General features: G+C 60.8%; 16 protein-coding genes. 6 read left to right on the top strand and 10 right to left on the bottom strand.

The genetic code is table 11. The annotated features are described in order from the left end of the window. Nucleotides 1-19: 19 nt before the first annotated feature. The 5 genes from E3O56_RS04330 to E3O56_RS04310 all read right to left on the bottom strand — a co-directional run bounded on the left by E3O56_RS04330 (nt 20) and on the right by E3O56_RS04310 (nt 6,980). Nucleotides 20-1,861 (bottom strand): carbamoyltransferase, encoded by a 1,842-nt coding sequence (locus tag E3O56_RS04330; RefSeq protein WP_005791895.1) that lies wholly within the window; start codon nt 1,859-1,861, stop codon nt 20-22. Between the two features lie 89 nt (nt 1,862-1,950). Then, nucleotides 1,951-2,574, bottom strand: coding sequence for a LysE family translocator (locus E3O56_RS04325; protein WP_032881200.1), 624 nt, complete (start codon nt 2,572-2,574; stop codon nt 1,951-1,953). Nucleotides 2,575-2,587: 13 nt separating this feature from the next. Next, on the bottom strand, nt 2,588-3,631 hold the full coding sequence (locus E3O56_RS04320) for a hypothetical protein (RefSeq protein WP_005791891.1): 1,044 nt from the start codon (nt 3,629-3,631) through the stop codon (nt 2,588-2,590). A gap of 17 nt (nt 3,632-3,648) precedes the next feature. Continuing rightward, the gene (locus tag E3O56_RS04315; protein WP_248127919.1) at nt 3,649-5,853 is read right to left on the bottom strand and encodes an iron-containing redox enzyme family protein; all 2,205 of its coding nucleotides are present in this window, start codon (nt 5,851-5,853) and stop codon (nt 3,649-3,651) included. Between the two features lie 119 nt (nt 5,854-5,972). Then, entirely contained in the window at nt 5,973-6,980 is a 1,008-nt protein-coding gene (locus E3O56_RS04310; protein ID WP_005791889.1) for an SGNH/GDSL hydrolase family protein, read from the bottom strand. A gap of 315 nt (nt 6,981-7,295) precedes the next feature. Here E3O56_RS04310 and E3O56_RS04305 point away from each other — a divergent pair, with 315 nt between their 5' ends. Both E3O56_RS04305 and tam read left to right on the top strand, forming a co-directional pair. Then, a complete protein-coding gene (locus tag E3O56_RS04305) occupies nt 7,296-8,765 on the top strand; it encodes a PLP-dependent aminotransferase family protein (RefSeq protein WP_078822458.1) in 1,470 nt (489 codons plus the stop codon). Nucleotides 8,766-8,851: 86 nt separating this feature from the next. After that, nucleotides 8,852-9,613, top strand: a complete 762-nt coding sequence (tam, locus tag E3O56_RS04300) for a trans-aconitate 2-methyltransferase (protein WP_103735408.1) — start codon at nt 8,852-8,854, stop codon at nt 9,611-9,613. A 21-nt stretch (nt 9,614-9,634) separates the two neighbouring features. Here the strand turns inward: tam and E3O56_RS04295 are convergent, their stop codons facing one another. Beyond that, nucleotides 9,635-10,198 carry a cysteine hydrolase family protein gene (locus E3O56_RS04295; RefSeq protein WP_248127918.1) on the bottom strand — a complete coding sequence of 188 codons (564 nt, stop codon included), beginning with the start codon at nt 10,196-10,198 and terminating at the stop codon, nt 9,635-9,637. A gap of 96 nt (nt 10,199-10,294) precedes the next feature. Here E3O56_RS04295 and E3O56_RS04290 point away from each other — a divergent pair, with 96 nt between their 5' ends. From E3O56_RS04290 to E3O56_RS04280, 3 genes are all read left to right on the top strand, one after another. Beyond that, the gene (locus E3O56_RS04290; protein WP_078822455.1) at nt 10,295-11,266 is read left to right on the top strand and encodes a GlxA family transcriptional regulator; all 972 of its coding nucleotides are present in this window, start codon (nt 10,295-10,297) and stop codon (nt 11,264-11,266) included. Between the two features lie 171 nt (nt 11,267-11,437). Further along, nucleotides 11,438-12,547 (top strand): DUF3182 family protein, encoded by a 1,110-nt coding sequence (locus E3O56_RS04285; RefSeq protein WP_248127917.1) that lies wholly within the window; start codon nt 11,438-11,440, stop codon nt 12,545-12,547. Continuing rightward, on the top strand, nt 12,537-13,292 hold the full coding sequence (locus tag E3O56_RS04280) for an alpha/beta fold hydrolase (RefSeq protein WP_032879226.1): 756 nt from the start codon (nt 12,537-12,539) through the stop codon (nt 13,290-13,292). The genes E3O56_RS04285 and E3O56_RS04280 overlap by 11 nt, the downstream gene beginning before the upstream one ends. Nucleotides 13,293-13,295: 3 nt before the next feature. On the opposite strand, the gene E3O56_RS04275 is transcribed toward E3O56_RS04280, so the two are convergent. Genes E3O56_RS04275 through E3O56_RS04260 form a run of 4 tightly spaced genes read right to left on the bottom strand, consistent with a single transcriptional unit; the run spans nt 13,296 to nt 17,200 of the window. Then, nucleotides 13,296-14,252 (bottom strand): lysylphosphatidylglycerol synthase domain-containing protein, encoded by a 957-nt coding sequence (locus tag E3O56_RS04275; RefSeq protein WP_005791882.1) that lies wholly within the window; start codon nt 14,250-14,252, stop codon nt 13,296-13,298. Beyond that, nucleotides 14,242-15,504 (bottom strand): cardiolipin synthase ClsB, encoded by a 1,263-nt coding sequence (gene clsB / locus E3O56_RS04270; RefSeq protein WP_148853982.1) that lies wholly within the window; start codon nt 15,502-15,504, stop codon nt 14,242-14,244. Before clsB ends, E3O56_RS04275 begins: the two co-directional genes overlap by 11 nt. Next, complete coding sequence (locus E3O56_RS04265) at nt 15,501-16,277, bottom strand: endonuclease/exonuclease/phosphatase family protein (RefSeq protein WP_032879229.1); 777 nt, start codon at nt 16,275-16,277, stop codon at nt 15,501-15,503. Before E3O56_RS04265 ends, clsB begins: the two co-directional genes overlap by 4 nt. Continuing rightward, complete coding sequence (locus E3O56_RS04260) at nt 16,274-17,200, bottom strand: DUF72 domain-containing protein (RefSeq protein WP_248127916.1); 927 nt, start codon at nt 17,198-17,200, stop codon at nt 16,274-16,276. Before E3O56_RS04260 ends, E3O56_RS04265 begins: the two co-directional genes overlap by 4 nt. Nucleotides 17,201-17,469: 269 nt before the next feature. On the opposite strand from E3O56_RS04260, the gene E3O56_RS04255 reads away from it, so the two are divergent. Further along, nucleotides 17,470-19,548, top strand: a complete 2,079-nt coding sequence (locus E3O56_RS04255) for a mechanosensitive ion channel family protein (RefSeq protein WP_032879232.1) — start codon at nt 17,470-17,472, stop codon at nt 19,546-19,548. The last annotated feature ends 10 nt before the right edge of the window (nt 19,549-19,558 follow it).

Here is a 19,558-nt window from a genome sequence, read left to right as displayed (position 1 = left end):
ATTGAGTTAAAGGTAAGGATCAATCCAGCGGGATCTCGCTGCGCCAGTCCACAGCCTCGACGAAGGCCGGTTGGCCGGGGCGTTCCAGCACGTAACGGCCCAAAACCAGTACGTCCATTTCGGTGCGCATGAAGCAGGCGTACGCTTCCTCGGGTTTGCACACGATGGGCTCACCGCGCACGTTGAACGAGGTATTGACCAGCACCGAGCACCCCGTGCGTTCCTTGAAACTGCGCAGCAGGTAGGTGAACGGTGCGTTGTTTTCCTCGGTCACCGTTTGCACCCGTGCCGACAGGTCGACGTGGGTCACCGCCGGCAATTGCGAGCGAATATTGTTGATACTGCCCAGCCCGCGCTCCGGGCCGCCTTCTTGCCGCGACTGCTGGGATTTGATCGAGTCGGTGACCGGCGCGACCATCAGCATGTAAGGGCTTTTTTCGCAGATATCGAAATAGTTGCCGGCGTCCTCGGCCAGCACGGCCGGGGCAAACGGGCGGAACGACTCGCGGTATTTGATCTTCAGGTTCATGGTGCGCTGCATCTCGGGGTTGCGTGCATCGCCGAGAATCGAACGCGCGCCCAAGGCTCGTGGGCCAAACTCCATGCGCCCCTGGAACCAGCCCACCACCGCGCCCTCGGCCAGGCGACTGGCAACCTGGTCATACAGCCCGGCGTCGTCATAGCGGGTGAAGGGGTAGTGGTTTTCCAGCAGGAAGCGGGCGATTTCTTCGTCGCCAAAGCCCGGCCCCAGCAGGCTGCCGCTCATGGCATCAGACTTGCCACCTTCCAGGTGCGGACGACCGCTGTGCTTGACGGCAAAGTCCAACGCCGCCCCCAGGGCGCAACCGGCATCACCGGCCGCCGGCTGGATCCAGATCGAATCAAAGCGCCCCGAGCGGCTGAGCACGCCGTTGGCCACGCAGTTCAAGGCTACGCCACCGGCCAGGCACAGATTGCGCTCGCCGGTCTGCTTGACCGCGGCAGTGGCCAGGCCAAGCACCACTTCCTCGGTGACTTTTTGAATCGACGCGGCCAGGTCGCACTCGCGCTGTGAGATCGGGCTTTCGGGTTGACGGATCGGCCCACCGAACAACTCTTCAAACGCTTCGCCGACCATGCGCTCACCGCGCAGGTACTCGAAGTACTTCATGTTCAGGGTGAACGAGCCGTCCTCGCGGATATTGATCAACTCGTCGCGAATCTTGTCGGCGTAGATCGGCTGGCCATAGGGCGCCAGGCCCATCAGCTTGTATTCCCCTGAATCGACCTTGAACCCGCAATAGTAGGTCATGGCCGAATACAGCAAACCCACCGAATGGGGGTAGGAAATCGAGTTTTTCAGTTCAAGATTGGTGCCCTGGCCGTGCCAGATCGTGGTCGAATGCCATTCGCCGATGCCGTCGATGCACAACACCGCCGCGTTCTTGAACGGCGACGGGTAAAACGCCGCCGCCGCGTGGGAGCGGTGATGCTGGGAAGCCTGGGTGCGCGGCGCCTTGCCCCGGCCCAGGATTTCGAGTTGCTCGTCGACGAACTTGAGCACGTTCCACTTCCAGCGAATCCATTCCGGCATCGCATTGATGAACGTACGTGCGCCGCCGATGCCGCCGCTGGCAAACGACGAAATCACCCGGGAGAATTTTTCCTGGGGGTCTTCGTAATAAACCACCGCCTCCAGGTCATCCAGGCTGATGCCCTCGGCGTCCAGGCAATAGGCAATCGCCTGGGCCGGGAACGCCGGGTCATGGCGCACGCGAGTGAAGCGCTCTTCCTGGGCGGCAGCGACGGGCACGCCGTCCTTGACCAGGGCGGCAGCACTATCGTGGTAGAAGGCAGAAATCCCTAAAACATAATTAGCCATTTAACTGTGCATCCTCATCACATTCCGCCAATCCATGGAGTCGCCTGCGCCAATCGAACTGCTGGCGTGTAGGCAACCTTCTCTGCGTATCAAGACCACCATTGCGCGAATGGCAGGCTTCGTAGAACCGGGATCAAGGACACCACGAGCACCAGGCTCATGGTGATATTGAACGCCTTCAAACGTTGTGGCTGGGTCAGGAAGCGCCGCAGGTACTGCCCGAAAAACACCCAGACCATCGAACACGGTGAACCGAATACAAAAAACAACAGCGCAATCAGAAACACCTGCACCGTGTACGAGCCCAAGGGCGAGGTGTAGGCCAGCACTGCGCCCACCGCCATCACCCAGGCTTTCGGGTTGACCCACTGGAACAGCGCCGCAGCGGTGAACCCCAAAGGCTTGCCTGATTGGTCACCCAGATCGGTGGTGGGGGCACTGGCAATCTGATACGCCAGGAACAACAGGTACAACGCGCCGACCACCTGCAAGCCGTCATGCAACCACGGGTACTGGCGGAACACCGCCCCGGCCCCCAACCCGACCGCCACCAGCATCAGCGGAAAGCCGATGTTGATACCGGCCACATGGCGCAAGGTACGGCCGATGCCGAAATTGGCCCCGGACGACATCAACATCACGTTGTTCGGGCCTGGCGTGACACAGGTGGCAATCACGAACAGCACGATCGAGTAGTAATCCAGTGCCTGCATGGTCATGCCCTGCTCAACGGTAATCTTCCAGCGTGCCCTGTCGACGAATGTCCACGGACACACAATGGAAACCGCCGCTCAGACTGCGCGCGTGGCGCATCTTCAGCGGTGCCACATCGATGCCGTGTTTTTCCAGTGCGCGAATCAGCGGCACTTGCTGGTCATTGATCACCGCCAGCGACGGGTTGACCATGATGAAGTTCATGCCCTGCCAGATAGAGGCACGCGGGTACGACCAGCAGTAACCGGTGTCTACCATGTCGGGGGCCCAGATGATGTCCCAGTGCTTGAACACTTCGGGCACCTGATCCTTGCCGATGCGTTCGGGGTTCAACACCACCAGCCCTGGACGCACCAGGGTGATGGTGGTGTCCAGGTGCGTACCGTCGTAGAACCCGCTGAGGGCGTGCACGCGGTATTGGTCGCCGAGCACGCGCTTGAGCCACTCGTAGCCCATGCGGTTACCGCTGCGCGACACCAGGTAAAGAATGTCGCGGCCCATGCGCAGCACGTTGGCGGCATCGAAAATCGGCTCATCGTTGGCGATGATCGAGCCCTCGCGCGGGTTGACCCGGTAGGTACTGTCGGGCAGTTCCGGCTTGGGCGCGGAAATCCAGTTGGCGCCGCTGGCGAAGTACGCCTGCAGGTGTTCGCGGTAGGCAAAAGGTTCGAAGTAACGGCTGCGCAAGGCCATCGGCGCTTCAATGATGGTTTTGCCGATCGGCAGCAGAACGTCCCTTGGGCAGTAGTTGTATTCGCCGTCGGTCTTCCAGTCGCCGGTGCCGAACAGTGCCGCGTGATAAGTCTCTTTGGGCCGGCGCACGGTCACCCCATGGCCGACCAGGAAGGCGGCAAAGGCGTCCAGGTCTTCCTGTGCTTCTTCAACCAGTTGTTCGGGGTAAGGCCCTGACGGAATCTCATTGGGCGAGTCGTGGTGCTCGCTGTAGTCGAGGGCGAACAGGCCCTTGTCCGGCCGCGGCACGCGTGCGCCATGGGCAATACCCACGATCATTTCCTCGAGGGGGTCCCATTCGTTATGCACTTCTACCAAAGACATAATTGCTCCTCGTGGCGTTATTGTTCGTGGGTTTGCAGCAATACCTGCCGCGTGATCGGCAAGTGATGCAGATAGCCTTTTGAAGCCGCTGTGCGGGTTGGGCGCGGGAGTACATGGTCGGCCGATGAGAGGCGCAAGCGACGCAACATCGAGGCCCATTTGCCTGGCATCGGCGCCAGGGACTCATAGCCCACGCGCACGCGCTGCCATTGCGCGGCGACCTGCTCGGCACTGGTCAACGCACGCATGTACGCATCGATCGCATCGGCAGCCCAGGCCGAATGTCCGGTGGACACGTTATCAATGGTGTTGTGCAGGTCGACGAACGCCGTGCTGAACCCGTAGTGCCGTAAAAAGCGCCGCGCCGAACGATAGCTGCCGCCCACGCCGGACAGCTCCATCGCCAGGTTCATGCCGAGCACTTCGGGCATGAACGTCATCGGCAGTTTGCCCAGGCACAGCCAATACACGGGCAGGCGGAAGGAGTCTTCCTCCAGGCGCGGGTCTTCGGCGAATTCACGGCTACCGGTGGGGGCCAGTTCGAAATCCATGTCACGCAGGCCATCGCGATAAATTTTCGGATGATTGAGCGCCTCGATGCCGTTGCCCAATTCATCCCAATAGGTCTGGAACAGGGTGTAGCCCACGTGGGAAGACGCCAGCCCCAGGTCGGTAAAGCCTTGCAGCCACGCACCGTCGATCAGCGTCAGCGGCGCCAGTTGCAGGGTCGACTCGATGATTTCTTCACGGCTGGGCATTTGCGCCGGGTCGCTGTCATCGAACTGTTGGCCGTTCTGGTCATGCTTGTCCAGCAACCAGGCGCGCAGCACATTGGGGCCCCACTGGTCGGGCAATTGGCGCTCGGACGTCTTCAGCGACTGGCGCGAACGCTCAAGCCAACGGCTCACATAGGCATGGGCAAACTGGCGGGTGGCCGGCTGCAGCGCACGCCCCTGCAAGACAAAATAGGCTTCGCGCAGGCTCTTGGGCCAGTGCCCGGTGTCGGCAGGGCTGGCTGAGTTAGTGCGGGGCACCGTGGCGGCGCTGTCGACTGGCTGGCGTGGCAGTTGCGGCGTGGCGCCAGCCTGGGGCAACCAGTCGATCCACTGGCGAATTATGCTCAAGTCTGCCTCGCTGAAGATGCGGAACATGCGCCCGGTCGGCGCCACCAGGCTGGTGACCAGCAGGCTTTTTTTCGAGTTGCCCGGCACGATCAAACGGCTGCGCGACAGCACATCCAGCAGGGGCAACGGGTCGCGCTGCGCTTCTTCGATCCACAGCGCCAGGCTGCGCCCTTCAATCAGGTAATTCTGGTGATACACCGCGCCCACCCGCGCCAGACGCTGCATCAAATGCGCCATGGCCTGTTGGGGCGAAGTGGCCGTCAGCGAGGCGTTATACAGCCGCGCATTCCAGCGTTGCAGTGCGCCGAACAGCCAGTTGGCGCCGCGTAGCAGACGGGCCTGGCGCTCTTCGCCCTGCTCGATGATGCGGTGCGCGACCCATTGGCTGATATGGCGCAACGAAGCCGGTTCCAGGCCGGGGAATGACGCGCTCAGATCCAGCCGGCCGAGTTCCAGCGCCAGCCCTTCAAGCTGGCCCATGGCTGCCCAGCCCGGGCAAAGCCCGACGGCGCGCAAGGCCCAATCGACACCGCAGAGTTCATCACCGTAGGCATCGCTGCGCCGGCTGAGGGCAAGCAACAGCGCGGGCAGTTCGAACGCGTCGTCATGCAGGTCCGGCAGGGTCGCCAATTGCGCCGGGGCCAAGGCGTAGGTGGTCAGCTGTAGCTGGCCCAACAACGCGTTGAAGTGATGGCCGCGGGAGGCGTTTGGGTAGCCGACGCCGATGTCATGGGCAAACAGTTGCATCAGGCGCAGCTGCGCGGGGTCTTCAAATACCCCGGGTGCGCTCAGGCCCTGCAGCCAGCAGCCGAGCACCGAGGCCATCGGTGCCGAATAAACCGCCAATGCCTGGGCAAAAGCGCGGGCGTTGTGCTGTTCGACGGCGGCGGTGGCGGCGCCGGCATATGCCGACGCCTGTTCCGACTGCCATGCATCGATCCGCTGTGACAGCAGCGGCAACTGCACCGGCTCGACGTCTTTGCCCAGCAGGGTGTCGAGGTACTCCGTATCCAGGAAACATTCAGGCTCCAGCGCCAAACGATAGAGTTCGCGCCACCTGTCGTCTGCGGGGATGCGTGTTGGAATCGAGCCATCCATAGCCATTACCTTCCAGTGCCGCGTCAGAACATCGGATAAATGGAGGAGTCAGGTTTCTTCTTCTTTTTTCCAAACAGGCGCTGGAAAAACTTCTTGATGGATTTCATGTGCAAGTCCTTTTAGCGGGTGACATCGAGAATAAGTTTTGAAACCAGGTCGTTGCCGGCATCGGTGAAATGGATGCGGTCGACGAACTGCCAGTCTTGCGGGCCCAGTGCCTCGGCCAGCAATGGCGTGATGTCGACAAACTCCACCCCCATGGCCCGCGCCCCGTCGCGCAAGCGCTGGGCGTAGGCTTCGCGCACCGAGGTTTGCAGGATGTCGCCATACACCTCGGTGAAATTACCGAGTTGGTCGAGTTCGGCAAACAGTTGCTCTTCCTCATGGCTGCCGGTCTCGCGGACCCAGCCGGCGAGCGGTTGCAGGATGAACGTCAGCTTCGCACCCATGTCGGTGGCCAGGGCGCGCCAGATATCCAGGTGCTGCAAGGTCAGGTTGGCGGCGTAGTCGATCTGTTCCTGCATCGACGGCGGCGTGGGTTGCTCGGGCTCCTGAGGCTTGCCGAACAGATTCGACAGGCTCCAGTTGCTGGCGGTCGGCTGCTGTGGCGTCAAGGCATCGAAAAACTGATGGCAGTTGAAAAACGCGCCGTGCTCGCCCCGATAGGCGTGAGGCTGACGTGCCAGGCCAAGGTTGTTGAAACCGGAGAACAGCACGATTTCATCCACCTTGGGCAGGTGGTGCCGGTTGAGGGTGAACAGCACCAGCTCTTGGGTAGAGTTGAAGCTGCGGCCGCCGAAATTGACCCAGCGCTGGCCACGGGGATCGTTCTTCGTGAGGCGCGAAGCAAGGGTCCAGCTGTCGGCGCTGGCGCCAATGCCGAACACGGTGGAGCTGCCCGCCAACAGGCGTACCGGGCCATTACCCTTGATACCGTCGACCACCGAATAGCGGGTACCCAATGACTCGGAGTAGCGAAAGCCGGATGAATCGGTATTGACCACGGGGGAAGCATGGTCAGTGGGGTGGAAGTACATCAAATAGGGCAGCCATCGAACTTCACCGGCATCGGTGAATTTCTGTTCGTACTCGGCCATCTGCGGTGTGAGCGTCGTCCTTGTCGTCATAGCGCTTGATCCATTTGGTATTCGCTGGGCAGATTCAAACACCTGGTTGGTTTGTCAGGTGCTTGCTTTGTAGGGCATTTCTGAAAATTTGGTGCGTACAGTGCTGCTTTACTATTTTGTGACTACTTTGTACCAACCTTGTCAAAGGTCTCGTGCACTGTTATGGGACCTATCATCCCAAGGCGACGACGTGTATTGCAGATACAGCAGAACTCAATCTTTTGAATACAGATTGGGGTTTTATGCTGAAAATTTTTCAAAAAAAGGCCAATCTGTAACTTCTTAAGCGACAGATCAGAAGCTACAGTCGGGCCTATGACTCTTTACCTGAACCTCGCCGAATTCATCAGCAGCCGCATCGAGCAGGGCCTGTACGGGCCCGGTGAGCGGTTGCCATCTGTACGCACCCTCAGCCATGAGCACGGCGTCAGCCTGACGACCGTGCAACAGGCCTACCGTGTATTGGAATGTTCGGGGTTGGCGGTATCGCGTCCCAAGTCGGGCTATTTCGTGCCGTCGGACCGGCGCGTGGCACCTTTGCCACAGATGGGCCGACCCATCCTGCGGCCGGTGGACATTTCCCAGTGGGACATGGTCCAGGAACTGATACGCCTCGATCAAGGCGCCGGTATCGTGCAACTGGGGTGCGGTATGCCGGACATCAGCGTGCCGACCCTCAAGCCGCTGCTGACCGCCATGGCCCGTATCAGCCGGCGCAGCGACAACACCAGCCTGCAATACAGCCACATCCAGGGTGTATTGGCCTTGCGCGAACAGATCGCCCGGCTGTCCATCGATGCGGGTGTTCGCCTGACCCCGGCCGACCTGATTGTCACCAGTGGCTGTCAGGAAGCCCTGTCTACCGCAATCCGTGCGATTTGCGCGCCCGGCGATATCGTGGCGATCGCCTCGCCGAGCTATTACGGGATGATGCAGATCCTCAAGGCGGCCGGTCTCAAGGCGCTGGAGATCCCCAGCGACCCCGTGACCGGCATCAACCTGGAAGCCCTTGAGATGGCCCTGGAGCAGTGGCCGATCAAGGTCATCCAATTGACCGCCAACTGTAACAACCCCATGGGCTACATCATGCCCGACGAGCGCAAGCTCAAGCTGATCCGCATGGCCCAACGCTTTGACGTGCCCATCATCGAAGACGATATCTACGGTGATCTGTCGCATCGCTATCCGCGGCCACGCTCGCTCAAGTCCTTCGATGAAGACAACCGCGTGGTGTTGTGCAGTTCGTTTTCCAAGACCGTGGCCCCTGGCCTGCGCGTCGGCTGGATCGCTCCGGGGCGTTACCTGCCCCAGGTGCTGCATATGAAGTTCATCGGCTCTGGCGCCACCGTCACCCAACCGCAATTGGCCGTGGCCGAATTTATCGCCAAGGGTAATTACCAGTTGCACCTGCGGCGTATGCGCAAGCAATACAAGCGCAACGGCGATCTGATGAGTGAGTGGGTCAAGCGCTATTTTCCGGCGGGGACCCGCGTCAGCCAGCCTCAGGGCGGCTTTACGCTGTGGGTCGAATTGCCCGGGGAGTTCGATACCTACGCCCTCAACCGACTGTTGGAAGCGCAGGATGTGCAGGTGGCCAACGGCAATATTTTCTCGGCAGCGGGAAAATACCGTAATTGCATCCGGCTGAACTTCGCCAACCCACCCACCCGCAAGGTCGAGATGGCCGTGCAAAAGGTCGGGCAAACCGTTGGCCAGTTGATACAGATGGAGCTGGACAACCCCCTCACCGCGCAACAATGGCAGCCTCAGCCCTCTGCGTTTTGATCGGTTGCGTGCTCACTTGGCGGCATTTGTTCTCAAGGATCACAAGATTTAGGCTGTAGCCCTCTTTGACAAGAAGGAAAGCAGCGATGACCTGGTCTGCCAAGCAGTACACCCTGTTCGAACAACAGCGCACTCGCCCGGTCCGTGACCTGGTGGCGGCGATTCCCGAAACCGACGTGCGCACTGCCGTCGACTTGGGCTGCGGGCCGGGCAACTCCACAGCGGTACTGGCCGAGCGCTTTCCCCAAGCGCGAGTCACCGGCATGGACAGCTCCGACGACATGCTGGCCGACGCCCGCGAGCGCTTGCCGGCGTTGAGCTTCGAACTGGCAGATATCGGCGCCTGGAATCCAGCACAAAAATTCGATGTGATTCTGGCCAATGCCTCACTGCAATGGCTGCCCGACCACGCCGCGCTATACCCGCACTTGGTCAAACAACTGAACCCTGGCGGTACGCTGGCGGTGCAAACCCCGGACAATCTCGACGAGCCCGCCCACCGGTTGGCCCGCGAAGTGGCGGCCGACGGCCCATGGTCGGCGAAGATCGGCGCGGTCAAACACAATGAGCGGCACACCGCGAGTTACTACTACGAGTTGCTGAGCAAGCACTGCAGTACGGTGGATGTGTGGCGCACCACCTATCAGCACCCGTTGGCAGATCATGCGGCGGTGGTGGAGTGGTTCAAGGCGTCGGCATTGCGGCCCTTTCTTGCGCCGTTGACCGACGATGAAAAGGCCGCCTTCCTGCAGCAATATCAGGCGCGAATTGCCCTGGCTTATCCAGCCCTGGCCGATGGCACTGTGTTGCTGCCCTTTCCGCGCCTGTTCATCATCGCGACACGCTAACGTGATCTGCGTAAGTGGCGGTCACGCGGCCGCCGTTTGCGTCTGCAAGTATTCCTGCGCCGACATGACGCCCGCATAGCCAAATGCCAAGGATGCCATGTACGCCCCATGCACCTGCGCCGCTGGAATCACCTGGCCGTTGAATTCCTGATCGCGAGTAGCACAAGCGTCATGGATCACCGTGACCTTATAGCCCAGGTCCGCCGCCGCCCGCACCACGGCGTCCACACACATATGACTCATGCTGCCGACCACCACCAGATCGGTGATGCTGCGCTGCTCCAGCAACTCGCGCAGGTTGGTTTGGCGAAACGCATTCACAAAATGCTTGAGCACTACCGGTTCATCACCCTCGTTCAACACCTTGTCGTGCAAGCGGGCGCCGTCGGAGCCGGGCGTGAAGAACGGCACGTCGTCGCCTTCAAACTCATGGCGTACGTGAATCACCGCATCGCCTGCCTGTCGAAATGCCTGTAGCACCTGCGCCGCCTTGTCCGCCGCGGCTTCTACGCCGTCAAGCGGCCACTTGCCCTGAGGGAAGTAGTCGTTCTGGATATCGATTAGGATGAGCGCTTGCTTGGCCATGTATGTTGCCTCCTGATGGGTTGATGGGCCCAGTATCTTAGCTGGCGCCGAGGTTGAGAATTGGCCGCACCGACAATAACAGGGGGAAAACTGACAATGGCAGTGGAACGCGCGACGCTCGAACTGGGTGTATTGATCTATCAGGGCGCGCAACTGGCCGCCGTGCATGGCCTGACCGACCTGTTCGGGGTCGCTAATCGCATCGCCGCCGAGTACCAATCTGCGCAACTGCCGCTGCTGCGGGTCAGCCACTGGCAGGTAGACGCCCACGGCACGCCTGCGCGCGTGTTCGACAGCCACCCAGCGCCGGCCCAATCGATGATGGCTCTGCTGGTACCGCCGTCGATTGGCGAGTTCACCGAAGACCAGGCGCCGCCCGTACTGCTGGAGTGGATCCGCCAGCAGCATGCTGCCGGCACGGTGCTTGGCGGTGTGTGCATCGGCTCGATCATGTTGGCGCGTAGCGGTCTGTTGGATGGGCGCAGCGCCACCGCTCACTGGTCGTCCTCGGAATCCTTCGCGGCCCGTTACCCGGCAGTGCGCCTGGAAGCGGATAAACCCATCGTCGATGACGGCGACCTGATCACCACCGCCGGGCTGATGGCTTGGTCCGAACTGGGCCTGCGCCTGGTTGACCGGCTGATGGGGCCCAGTGTCGCCGCCGACACTGCGCGTTTTCTGGTGATCGAACACAGCGACAGTGCCCGCCAGTGCGGCAGCAACTTTGCGCCGATCCTCAGGCATGGCGACAGTGCGATCCTGAAGGTCCAGCATTGGCTGCAAGCCAGTGGCGCAGTGGATGTTTCGGTGGCGGCGATGGCGCAGGCGGCAAACCTGGAAGAGCGCACGTTTTTGCGCCGTTTTCGCAGTGCGACGGGGCTTAAACCCACCGAGTACTGCCAGCATCTGCGGGTCGGCAAGGCGCGGCAGATGCTGGAGTTCACCAACGGCACGATCGACCACATCGCCTGGACCGTGGGTTATCAGGACCCCAGCGCTTTTCGTGCACTCTTCAAGAAGATTACTGGCTTGACCCCCAGCGACTACCGCACCCGGTTTGGCGTTTGAATCGTGCAGAACGCAGGGGGGTTGGGGCATCGTCGTGCAGAATAGAGCAGGCTAACTGCCATCGCTTTTAGTGCAACTCATTGATTTGATAAACATCCCTCACAAAGCCGCGTTGGCCTGATCCCTGCAACTTTCCCACCACACACATGGCGGGATAGCCAAGGGGGACGCATGACCCCGACAAATCGCAACAAATTGGTGGTCGCACACTCGACGCGCGAAGGTGCGCCATTGCATGAGGTTGAAACCAACCGCGCATTGGCCCGCTGGCTGGCGCAGATATTGGGGCTCAAGTTTGGTGGCAGTTACGACCCCCAGATGCACGCCGCTCGCGAGCTGTACCTGCTACCCACGCAAACTCTGGTCGGTCCCGCCCTGGCGTTGAAGCTTGACGTCAGAGGGCCGGAAGATTTGTGGGGGGGCTATGTCGATCACGATTTCATTTGTACCAAAGCGATCAGCCACGGCCTGTTGAGCCCTGAAGCAAAGGCACCTGAAGGTTGGTCGCCGATCTTCTGCGAGCGCGTACGCGACGTTGTGTTGGATGGCTTGAGTGTGTTCGCCCTGGAAGACGCCAAGCCCGCCGCCGCGCGCTTGCTCTATAGTGGCCCGATCCGTATGAAACCGGTGCACGCCTGTGCTGGACGGGGCCAGGAAGTTATCCACAGTCTCGATGAGTTCGACGCGATAGTGGCGCGTTCTGACGCCGCAAAGTTGTTCAGCGCCGGCGTGGTGCTGGAACAAGACCTGCACGACGTGGTTACCCACAGCGTGGGCCAGAGCTTTATCGGTGAGCACGTATTCAGCTATTGCGGCGAGCAATACCTGACCCAGGACGGGCAGGGCGAGGAGGTCTACGGCGGATCCAACCTGCTGGTCGTGCCCGGCTACTATGAAGACTTGCTGCAATTGGCCCTGCCTGACGATGTGCGGCAAGCCATCGAGCAAGCCCGGGTTTTCGATAATGCTGCCGACGAAGCCTACCCGGGGTTCTACGCCTCGCGGCGCAATTACGACATCGCCCAGGGCCTGGACAGTAACGGCCAGCGCCGTAGCGGCGTGCTCGAACAGTCCTGGCGCATGGGCGGGGCCAGCAGCGCGGAAGTCGCGGCGCTGCAGAGTTTCATCAACAACCCGAGCCTCAAGGCCATCCGCGTGTCCTCGGTGGAAACCTACGTGGATCAAGCGCTGCCGGCGGATGCCATTGAGGTGTACCGAGGCCCGGCCGAAAACAGCGACTTTCTTCTCAAGTATGTGACGGTTCAATCTTATGACGGCTAGAAGCGAGAGCATCAGTATCGATGTAGATGACGAACAGATGAGTGGGACATTCCTCAGCCCCAAGTCCAAAGTGCCCGGCGTATTGTTTGTGCACGGTTGGGGCGGCAGCCAGGAGCGCGACCTGGAACGCGCCAAAGGCATCGCGGGGCTGGGTTGTGTATGCCTGACCTTCGACCTGCGGGGGCACGCCGGCACCGGCATTCCCTTATCGCGCGTCACCCGCGAAGACAATCTGCGCGACCTGCTGGCCGCCTACGACCGGCTGCTGTCCCACCCGGCCATCGACACCTCGGCAGTGGCGGTGGTGGGCACCAGCTATGGCGGATACCTGGCGGCAATTCTCACTTCGTTGCGCCCCGTGCGTTGGCTGGCGCTGCGGGTGCCCGCGCTGTACCGCGACCAGGAATGGCTCAAGCCCAAGCGTGAGCTGGATAAAGCCGACCTGATGGATTACCGCGGCACGTTGGTACGTGCCGAAACCAACCGTGCCCTGCACGCCTGCGCGCAATTTACCGGTGATGTGCTGATTGTGGAATCGGAAACCGACGACCATGTGCCCCATGCCACCATCATGAGTTATCGCGCGGCGTGCCAGCAGACTCACTCCCTGACCCACCGCATCATCGACGGCGCGGACCATGCCTTGAGCGACCCGGTGTCGCAACAGGCCTATACCTCGATCCTGGTGGACTGGATTACCGAAATGGTAGTGGGGGAGCGGTTGAGCATTATCCAATCCCGATAGACGTTAAGCGGGTGTCTTCTTCACCCGCAACGCCTTGGCCTTGGCCTCCACCCCCAGGTACATCACCAACGCAATCAGCAATGGGCAAATAAAGTAGATTGCCCGATACGCGATCAACCCGGCCAGCAGACTCCCGCGCGACGCCTCATGCTGTAACAACCCGATAAACACTGCCTCCAACACCCCAAGCCCGGCGGGTATATGGGTGACCACACCGGCAATCGCGCTGATCAGCAACACGCCCAATACCAGCGGGTAATCGAGTTTGGCGGGCAGCAAGGTAAAAATAACCGCTGCCATGAGTGACCAGTTCAAGGCGCCCAGGGCCAGTTGCAGGCAGGCCATGCGCAGCGACGGCAAATTGATCTCGATGCCGCGGATCGACCACGCACGTTTTTTCGAAAACCGGCACGCCGCCAGGTAACCCAGGCTCGCGATCACCAGCAACACGCCCACACCTTGCAGAGCGCCGGTGCTGAGCTTCCAACCCGGTGGCAAGGTGACCAGCCCGCTGCTGAACACTACCCCGGCCAAGGCCATATAGCCGAACCAATTGGTGGCCAGGCTCAGGCCGAGGATCTTGGCGATATTGCTGGTGCTTACCCCCAATCGCGAATACAGCCGGTAACGCATGGCGATGCCGCCGACCCAGGCGCTCAGATTGAGGTTGAACGCATAACTGATAATGCCCACCGGCAGGATCTGCTTCCAGCGCAGGGGCTGGCGAATGTAGGTCCGGCCGATCAGATCGAAGCAGGCGTACACGATAAAACTGCACAGCGTCAGCGCGCCGGCGATCAGCAATGTGCTGACTTTGAAGTCGCTCAACGTCTGCAGCACTTCGCTCCAGTCGATGCGCCGGGCAAGCAGGGTGAAGAGCACGATCAGCAGCAGGAAGAACGCAATGGTCAGGGGCTTCTTCCAGCGCTGGAACCGTGAGCCGTTTTTCTCAGACGTCATGGGCCGGACTCTCAATGGGTTTCAAACGCGGCTTGTGTGCCGGCAACCAACTCGCCAGCGCGGGAAAGTGGCGCATGACATGGAACACCAGAAACCCCACGGTCAGGCGCCACAACCACAGGCGCGGCTTGCGCTTGGCCGGCATGGTCTGGCAATGGTCTCGTGCCAGGGCTTCCAGGCTCTGGTACAGCTGCTGGTTGAAGGCGCGGTCACGAATCAGCACGTTGGCTTCCAGGTTCAGCGCCAGGCTCAGCGGGTCGAGGTTACTTGAGCCCACGGTGCTCCATTCGTCGTCCACCAGCGCCACTTTGCCGTGCAACGGGCGTTGGCAGTACTCGTGAATCACCACGCCATCCTTGAGCAGATAGTCGTAGAGCATGCGCGCCGCCAGCTTGGCCAGCAGCACGTCGGGCTGGCCTTGCATGATCAACTGCACCTGCACGCCACGGCGCGCTGCGTTACGAATCTCGCGCAGCAAGCGATAGCCGGGGAAGAAATAGGCATTGGCAATTACCACCCGCTGCCGGGCCTGGCTCAAAGCGTGGATATAGGCTTCTTCGATGTCGTCGCGATGCTGGATATTGTCGCGATAAATCAGGCGCACCAGCCCGTCGCCGTGCTCGTCTGCCCATGGCGAAGGCCGTTGCTGGCGTCGGCGCCAACCTCTACGGGCGCGCACCTGGCGGCCACTTTGGGCGAGGGCGAAATGGTGCAAGTCGGCCACTGCCGGGCCGATGATCTGTACCGCGTAATCCTGCTTGGCTTCGGGGCCGAAGTCCCCCAGGTGATCAGCGGAAAAATTGATCCCGCCGATAAACGCCACGCTAGCGTCCACCACCACGATCTTGCGGTGCAGGCGACGAAACCAGTTGGTGCGAATGCCGAGGGTTTTGGATGCCGGGTCAAACATCTGCACGATCACGCCGGCTTCAGCCAGTGCGCGCAGAAAGGCCGGGCTCAGTTCGCCGCAGCCGAAACCGTCAAGGCTGACCACTACCTTGACCCCGCGTTGCGCCGCTTCGATGAGAATGCCTTGCAGCTCATGACCGACCTTGTCTTCAAAGAGGATGAAGGTCTCCAGCAGGATTTCCCGCTGGGCGTCGCGCATGGCCTCGAACACCGCGGGAAAATAGGCCTCGCCATTTTCCAGCAATTGCACACGATTGCCGCTCTGCCAGCCGTAGTCCAGGTCGCGGGCCTTGCTGTCATCCGGCGGCTGGTCGGTGGCGATATGTTCTACCGCAATGCTCATAACTCAATCTCCACCGACAGGGGCACATGGTCTGACAGGTGCGACCACGGCCGCGTGGTGAGCACGCGCGGGTTGTGGATGGTCAGGTTGCGCACATAGATGCGATCCAGCGGCAGTAACGGCAGGCGTGCCGGGAACGTACGCGCAGGCTTGCCGTGGGCGTGGATGAACACCTCCTGCAGGCCGCTTTGACTCAGGTCGGCCTTTTGCCGCCAGTCATTGAAATCGCCGGCGACCACCAGGGGCGCATCCGCCGGGATCTGGCCAATACGCTGCTCAAGCAAGCGCAGTTGCTGTTGGCGATGTACCTCGCGCAAGCCCAGGTGGATGCAGATGGCATGCACCTCGCGTTCGCCGCCCGGCAGGCGCAGTACGCAATGCAGCAGGCCGCGGTTCTCATGGCCGCTTTGGGAGATGTCGAGGTTGTCGTAACGAATGATCTGGAATTTTGACAGCAGCGCGTTGCCATGGTCGCCATGGGGGTAGACCGCATTGCGACCATAGGCAAACTGCGGCCAGATGCTGTCGGCGAGAAATTCGTACTGCGGCATCTTCGGCCAGTCGCTATAGCGCTGGGGATGGCGCTCGTGGGTGCCGTGGATCTCTTGCAGGAACACCATATCGGCACCGACGCTGCGCACCGCTTCGCGCAGTTCGGGCAGGATGAAGCGTCGATTCAGGGCGGTGAAGCCTTTATGGATATTCACCGTTAGCACGGTAAAACGCGTGATGGCGGTGGTGGGGGGCACGGGGATCAGCTCGGGGTGAGTCATGGCAACACTCCCGGTTCCGGCAACTGCCCGGGTGCCGTGAGCAGGTGCTTGTCCAGCCCGAAGCGCTGTAACAACTGGCGCGCATCGAAAGGCGCGCGCACCTTGATGTCATTGTCGAAAAAGCAGAACACGTCACGCTGTTTGCGCACGCGGGGTTTGCGTTGCGGGGCGACAAGGTGCGCATCCGCCGGTTGTTTGCCGTGCGCCCAGCGCTCGATACGGTCACCCCAGCGTTTGAGCGCCTCACTGGTATAGCCACTGGCGTAGAGCTGCTTGTCGCCGTGTAATCGCAGGTACATGAAGTTGGCGGTGACGTCTTCGATATAGGGCCACTTGCCGGCGGTGTCAGCCACTACGAGGGCAACACCGTACTTGTCCAGCAGCTGCACAAACTCCGGTACCGCAAAGCTCATGTGGCGAATTTCCACGGCATGGCGCAAGGGTTTTTTGCCATAGGCTTTCATGCTTGCCTTGCCGTTCAGGCGCGGCTCGTGCTGGCGGGCGAGGGCGGCGGCCTGTTGGGTGTTGGTGGGTAAATCGGCCAGGAAGGCTTCGAACAGTGCGGCGTCGAATTTGAAGCTGGGCGGGAACTGCCAAAGGATTGGACCGAGTTTTTCTTTGAGCTCCAGCACCCCGGAGGCGAAGAAATTGGCCACGGGCTTGTGCACCTCGCGCAAGCGCAGGATATGCGTGACATAGCGTGGCGCCTTGACGCTGAACATGAATCCCTCAGGCGTATCGGCGTACCACTGCGCATAGCGCTTGGGGGTTTGCAGCGCATAGAAAGAACCGTTGATTTCAATGCTGCTCACGGCGCGTGACGCAAACTGCAACTCGCGTTTCTGGGTCAGCCCGTCGGGGTAGAAGTCCCCGCGCCAGGGCGTGTAGCGCCAGCCGGAAATGCCGATATGAATCGCCGCCATGGTTGCTCCTGTGGAGGTGGGGTGCGTTATGGGATGACTGCGATATTTGGCTGAAAGTTTCCACGTTCCTACAGACGGTACGGGGTGCGAAATGTGGGAGGGGACTTGCCCCCGATAGCGGTGCATCAGTCATGAAGTTGTTGACTGACAGCCTGCTATCGGGAGCAAGCCCCCTCCCGCAATTTGAATCACATGCCCGCAAACACAGGGAACGATCAAGGCTCAAACCCGTCAGTTCCTTACAGACCCTTCTGAAGGAGCCCGCTGTTTTGCTGAATTTAAAGACTGCATTACTGCTAGGGGCGCTGCTGTTCTGCGGCAGCGGCGCATTGCAAGCTGCTGCCACCGCGCCTGAGTCCGACGCGGCGGCCAAGCCCGAGTTGCTGGTGGAGGGCGGCCTGCTCGGGGCCATCAGTTCCAGCATTGATGATGTGCAACAGAAGCTCGATCTGAACCAGAACTTTATCGACGAGTGGCGCCTGCGGGCCGACCGGGCCGCGAATGAAGTCGGGCGGCTGGTCGACCAGACCGCCGCACGCTCGCCGTGGAGTGTGGCAGGGGATTTCCTGCTGTTATCCGCCGTTTGGGTGGGTGCTTTTGCGCTGCTGACGTTACTGGGGCGCTTTATCGTGCGGCGCTTGAGCCTGCGCGCCTTTTTTCGCCGGCGGGCACGCTTGCTGGGCGTGCTGGGGTATGTGGTGCCTTACACCATCCCTGCGGTTATCTGCCTGCCATTGACGCTGTATGTCAGCCATTTTCTCGCCTCTTCCGTAGGACGGGCACTGGCGCTGTGTTTTGCCTACGCCACCAGTAGCGGCATCTTTTCCACCTCCATGCTGCTGTGCGTGATCGTCATGTTCAATGTCGGTCACAAGCGCCCGGCGGTGCAGATCATTCGCGACTATTGCCCCAAACCGCTGTTCCTGATCGGCTTCCTTGCCGCTCTCAGCGACGCGCTCACCAGCCCGCAGATCGCCCGGCAGCTGGGCGGCAACATCACCAGCAGCGTTGCGGTGTTTACCGGGCTGTTCGCGACAGTGATCTTCGGTGTGCTGGTGGTTCGCCTGCGTCGCCCGGTGGCGCATTTGATTCGTAACCGGCCGTTGGCGCAGCGCCTTAAGCATCCGGCGTTGCAGCAATCGCTGCGGGTATTTTCCGGGCTGTGGTATTGGCCGATCCTGTTGATGGTACTGGTCTCGGCGATCAACTTGATCGGTGCCGGCGACGATAATCAAAAGGCCCTGCGCTGCGCCTTGTTGACCACCATCCTGCTGATCGGCACGGTATTTCTCAGCACGGTGCTGCAACACTTGTTCAAGTCGCGCAGCCAAGTGGCGATACAGCGCAGCAGTGCCTACAAGGAGCGCTTTCTCAGCCTGTTGCACGCGATATTGCGCATTGTGATGGCCATCGCTTTTATCGAGATACTGGGGCGTATCTGGGGCGTGTCGCTGTTCGAGTTCGCCCAACGCAACTCAGTGGGCCGGGCGATCAGCGATTCGCTCAGCAGTATCGGCCTGATCCTGCTGATGACGTGGCTGTTCTGGGTGGTGCTCGATACGGCGATTCAGGAAGCGCTCAAGCCCCCGGTGAACAAACGTTCCAGCCGCCAGCCCAGTACGCGGGTCAAAACCATCCTGCCGCTGCTGCGTAATGCGGTGAAAATCATTCTGGTGGTTATCTGTGCGATCACCACCATGGCCAATCTGGGTATCAACGTCGCGCCGTTACTCGCGGGTGCGGGGGTGGTCGGCCTGGCGATTGGTTTTGGCTCCCAGCAGTTGGTGCAGGACGTGATCACCGGCCTGTTTATCATCATCGAAGACACGCTCTCCATCGGCGACTGGGTGGTGCTCGATTCCGGCCACGCCGGTACCGTCGAGGGCTTGACCATCCGCACCCTTCGCCTGCGCGACGGCAAGGGCTTTGTGCATTCGGTACCGTTCGGGCAGATCAAGGCGGTCACCAACCAGTCGCGCCAATTCGCCTATGCGTTCTTCTCGGTGCAGTTCACCTACGACACCGACGTGGACAAGGCCGTGGAGCTGATCCGTGAAGCAGGCCAGTCGATTCGTGACGACGTGTTCCTCAAGTACAACCTGCAAGGGCCACTGGAAGTGTTCGGCGTGGACAAGATGGACCTCAATGGCGTGGTGCTCACGGCGCAATTCCGCACGGTATCGGGTGGGCAATATGCGGTGAGTCGAGCGTTCAATCAGCGCTTGAAAAAGCTTGTGGATAACTGTGACGAGGTGCATTTTGCGCAGACTTATCCACAGCAGGTGTTGTTGCCCAAGCGTGTGGCGCAGGAGGATGAGCCAGAGGCCGAGCAAGCCAGGCCGCAATGATGAGAGTGGC

The sequence above is a fragment of the Pseudomonas sp. W2Aug9 genome, from assembly GCF_023127755.1.
Lineage (GTDB): Bacteria > Pseudomonadota > Gammaproteobacteria > Pseudomonadales > Pseudomonadaceae > Aquipseudomonas > Aquipseudomonas synxantha_A.
The sequence above is the reverse complement of the archived record's forward strand: the minus strand, read 5'-3'. Positions and strand labels throughout refer to the sequence as shown.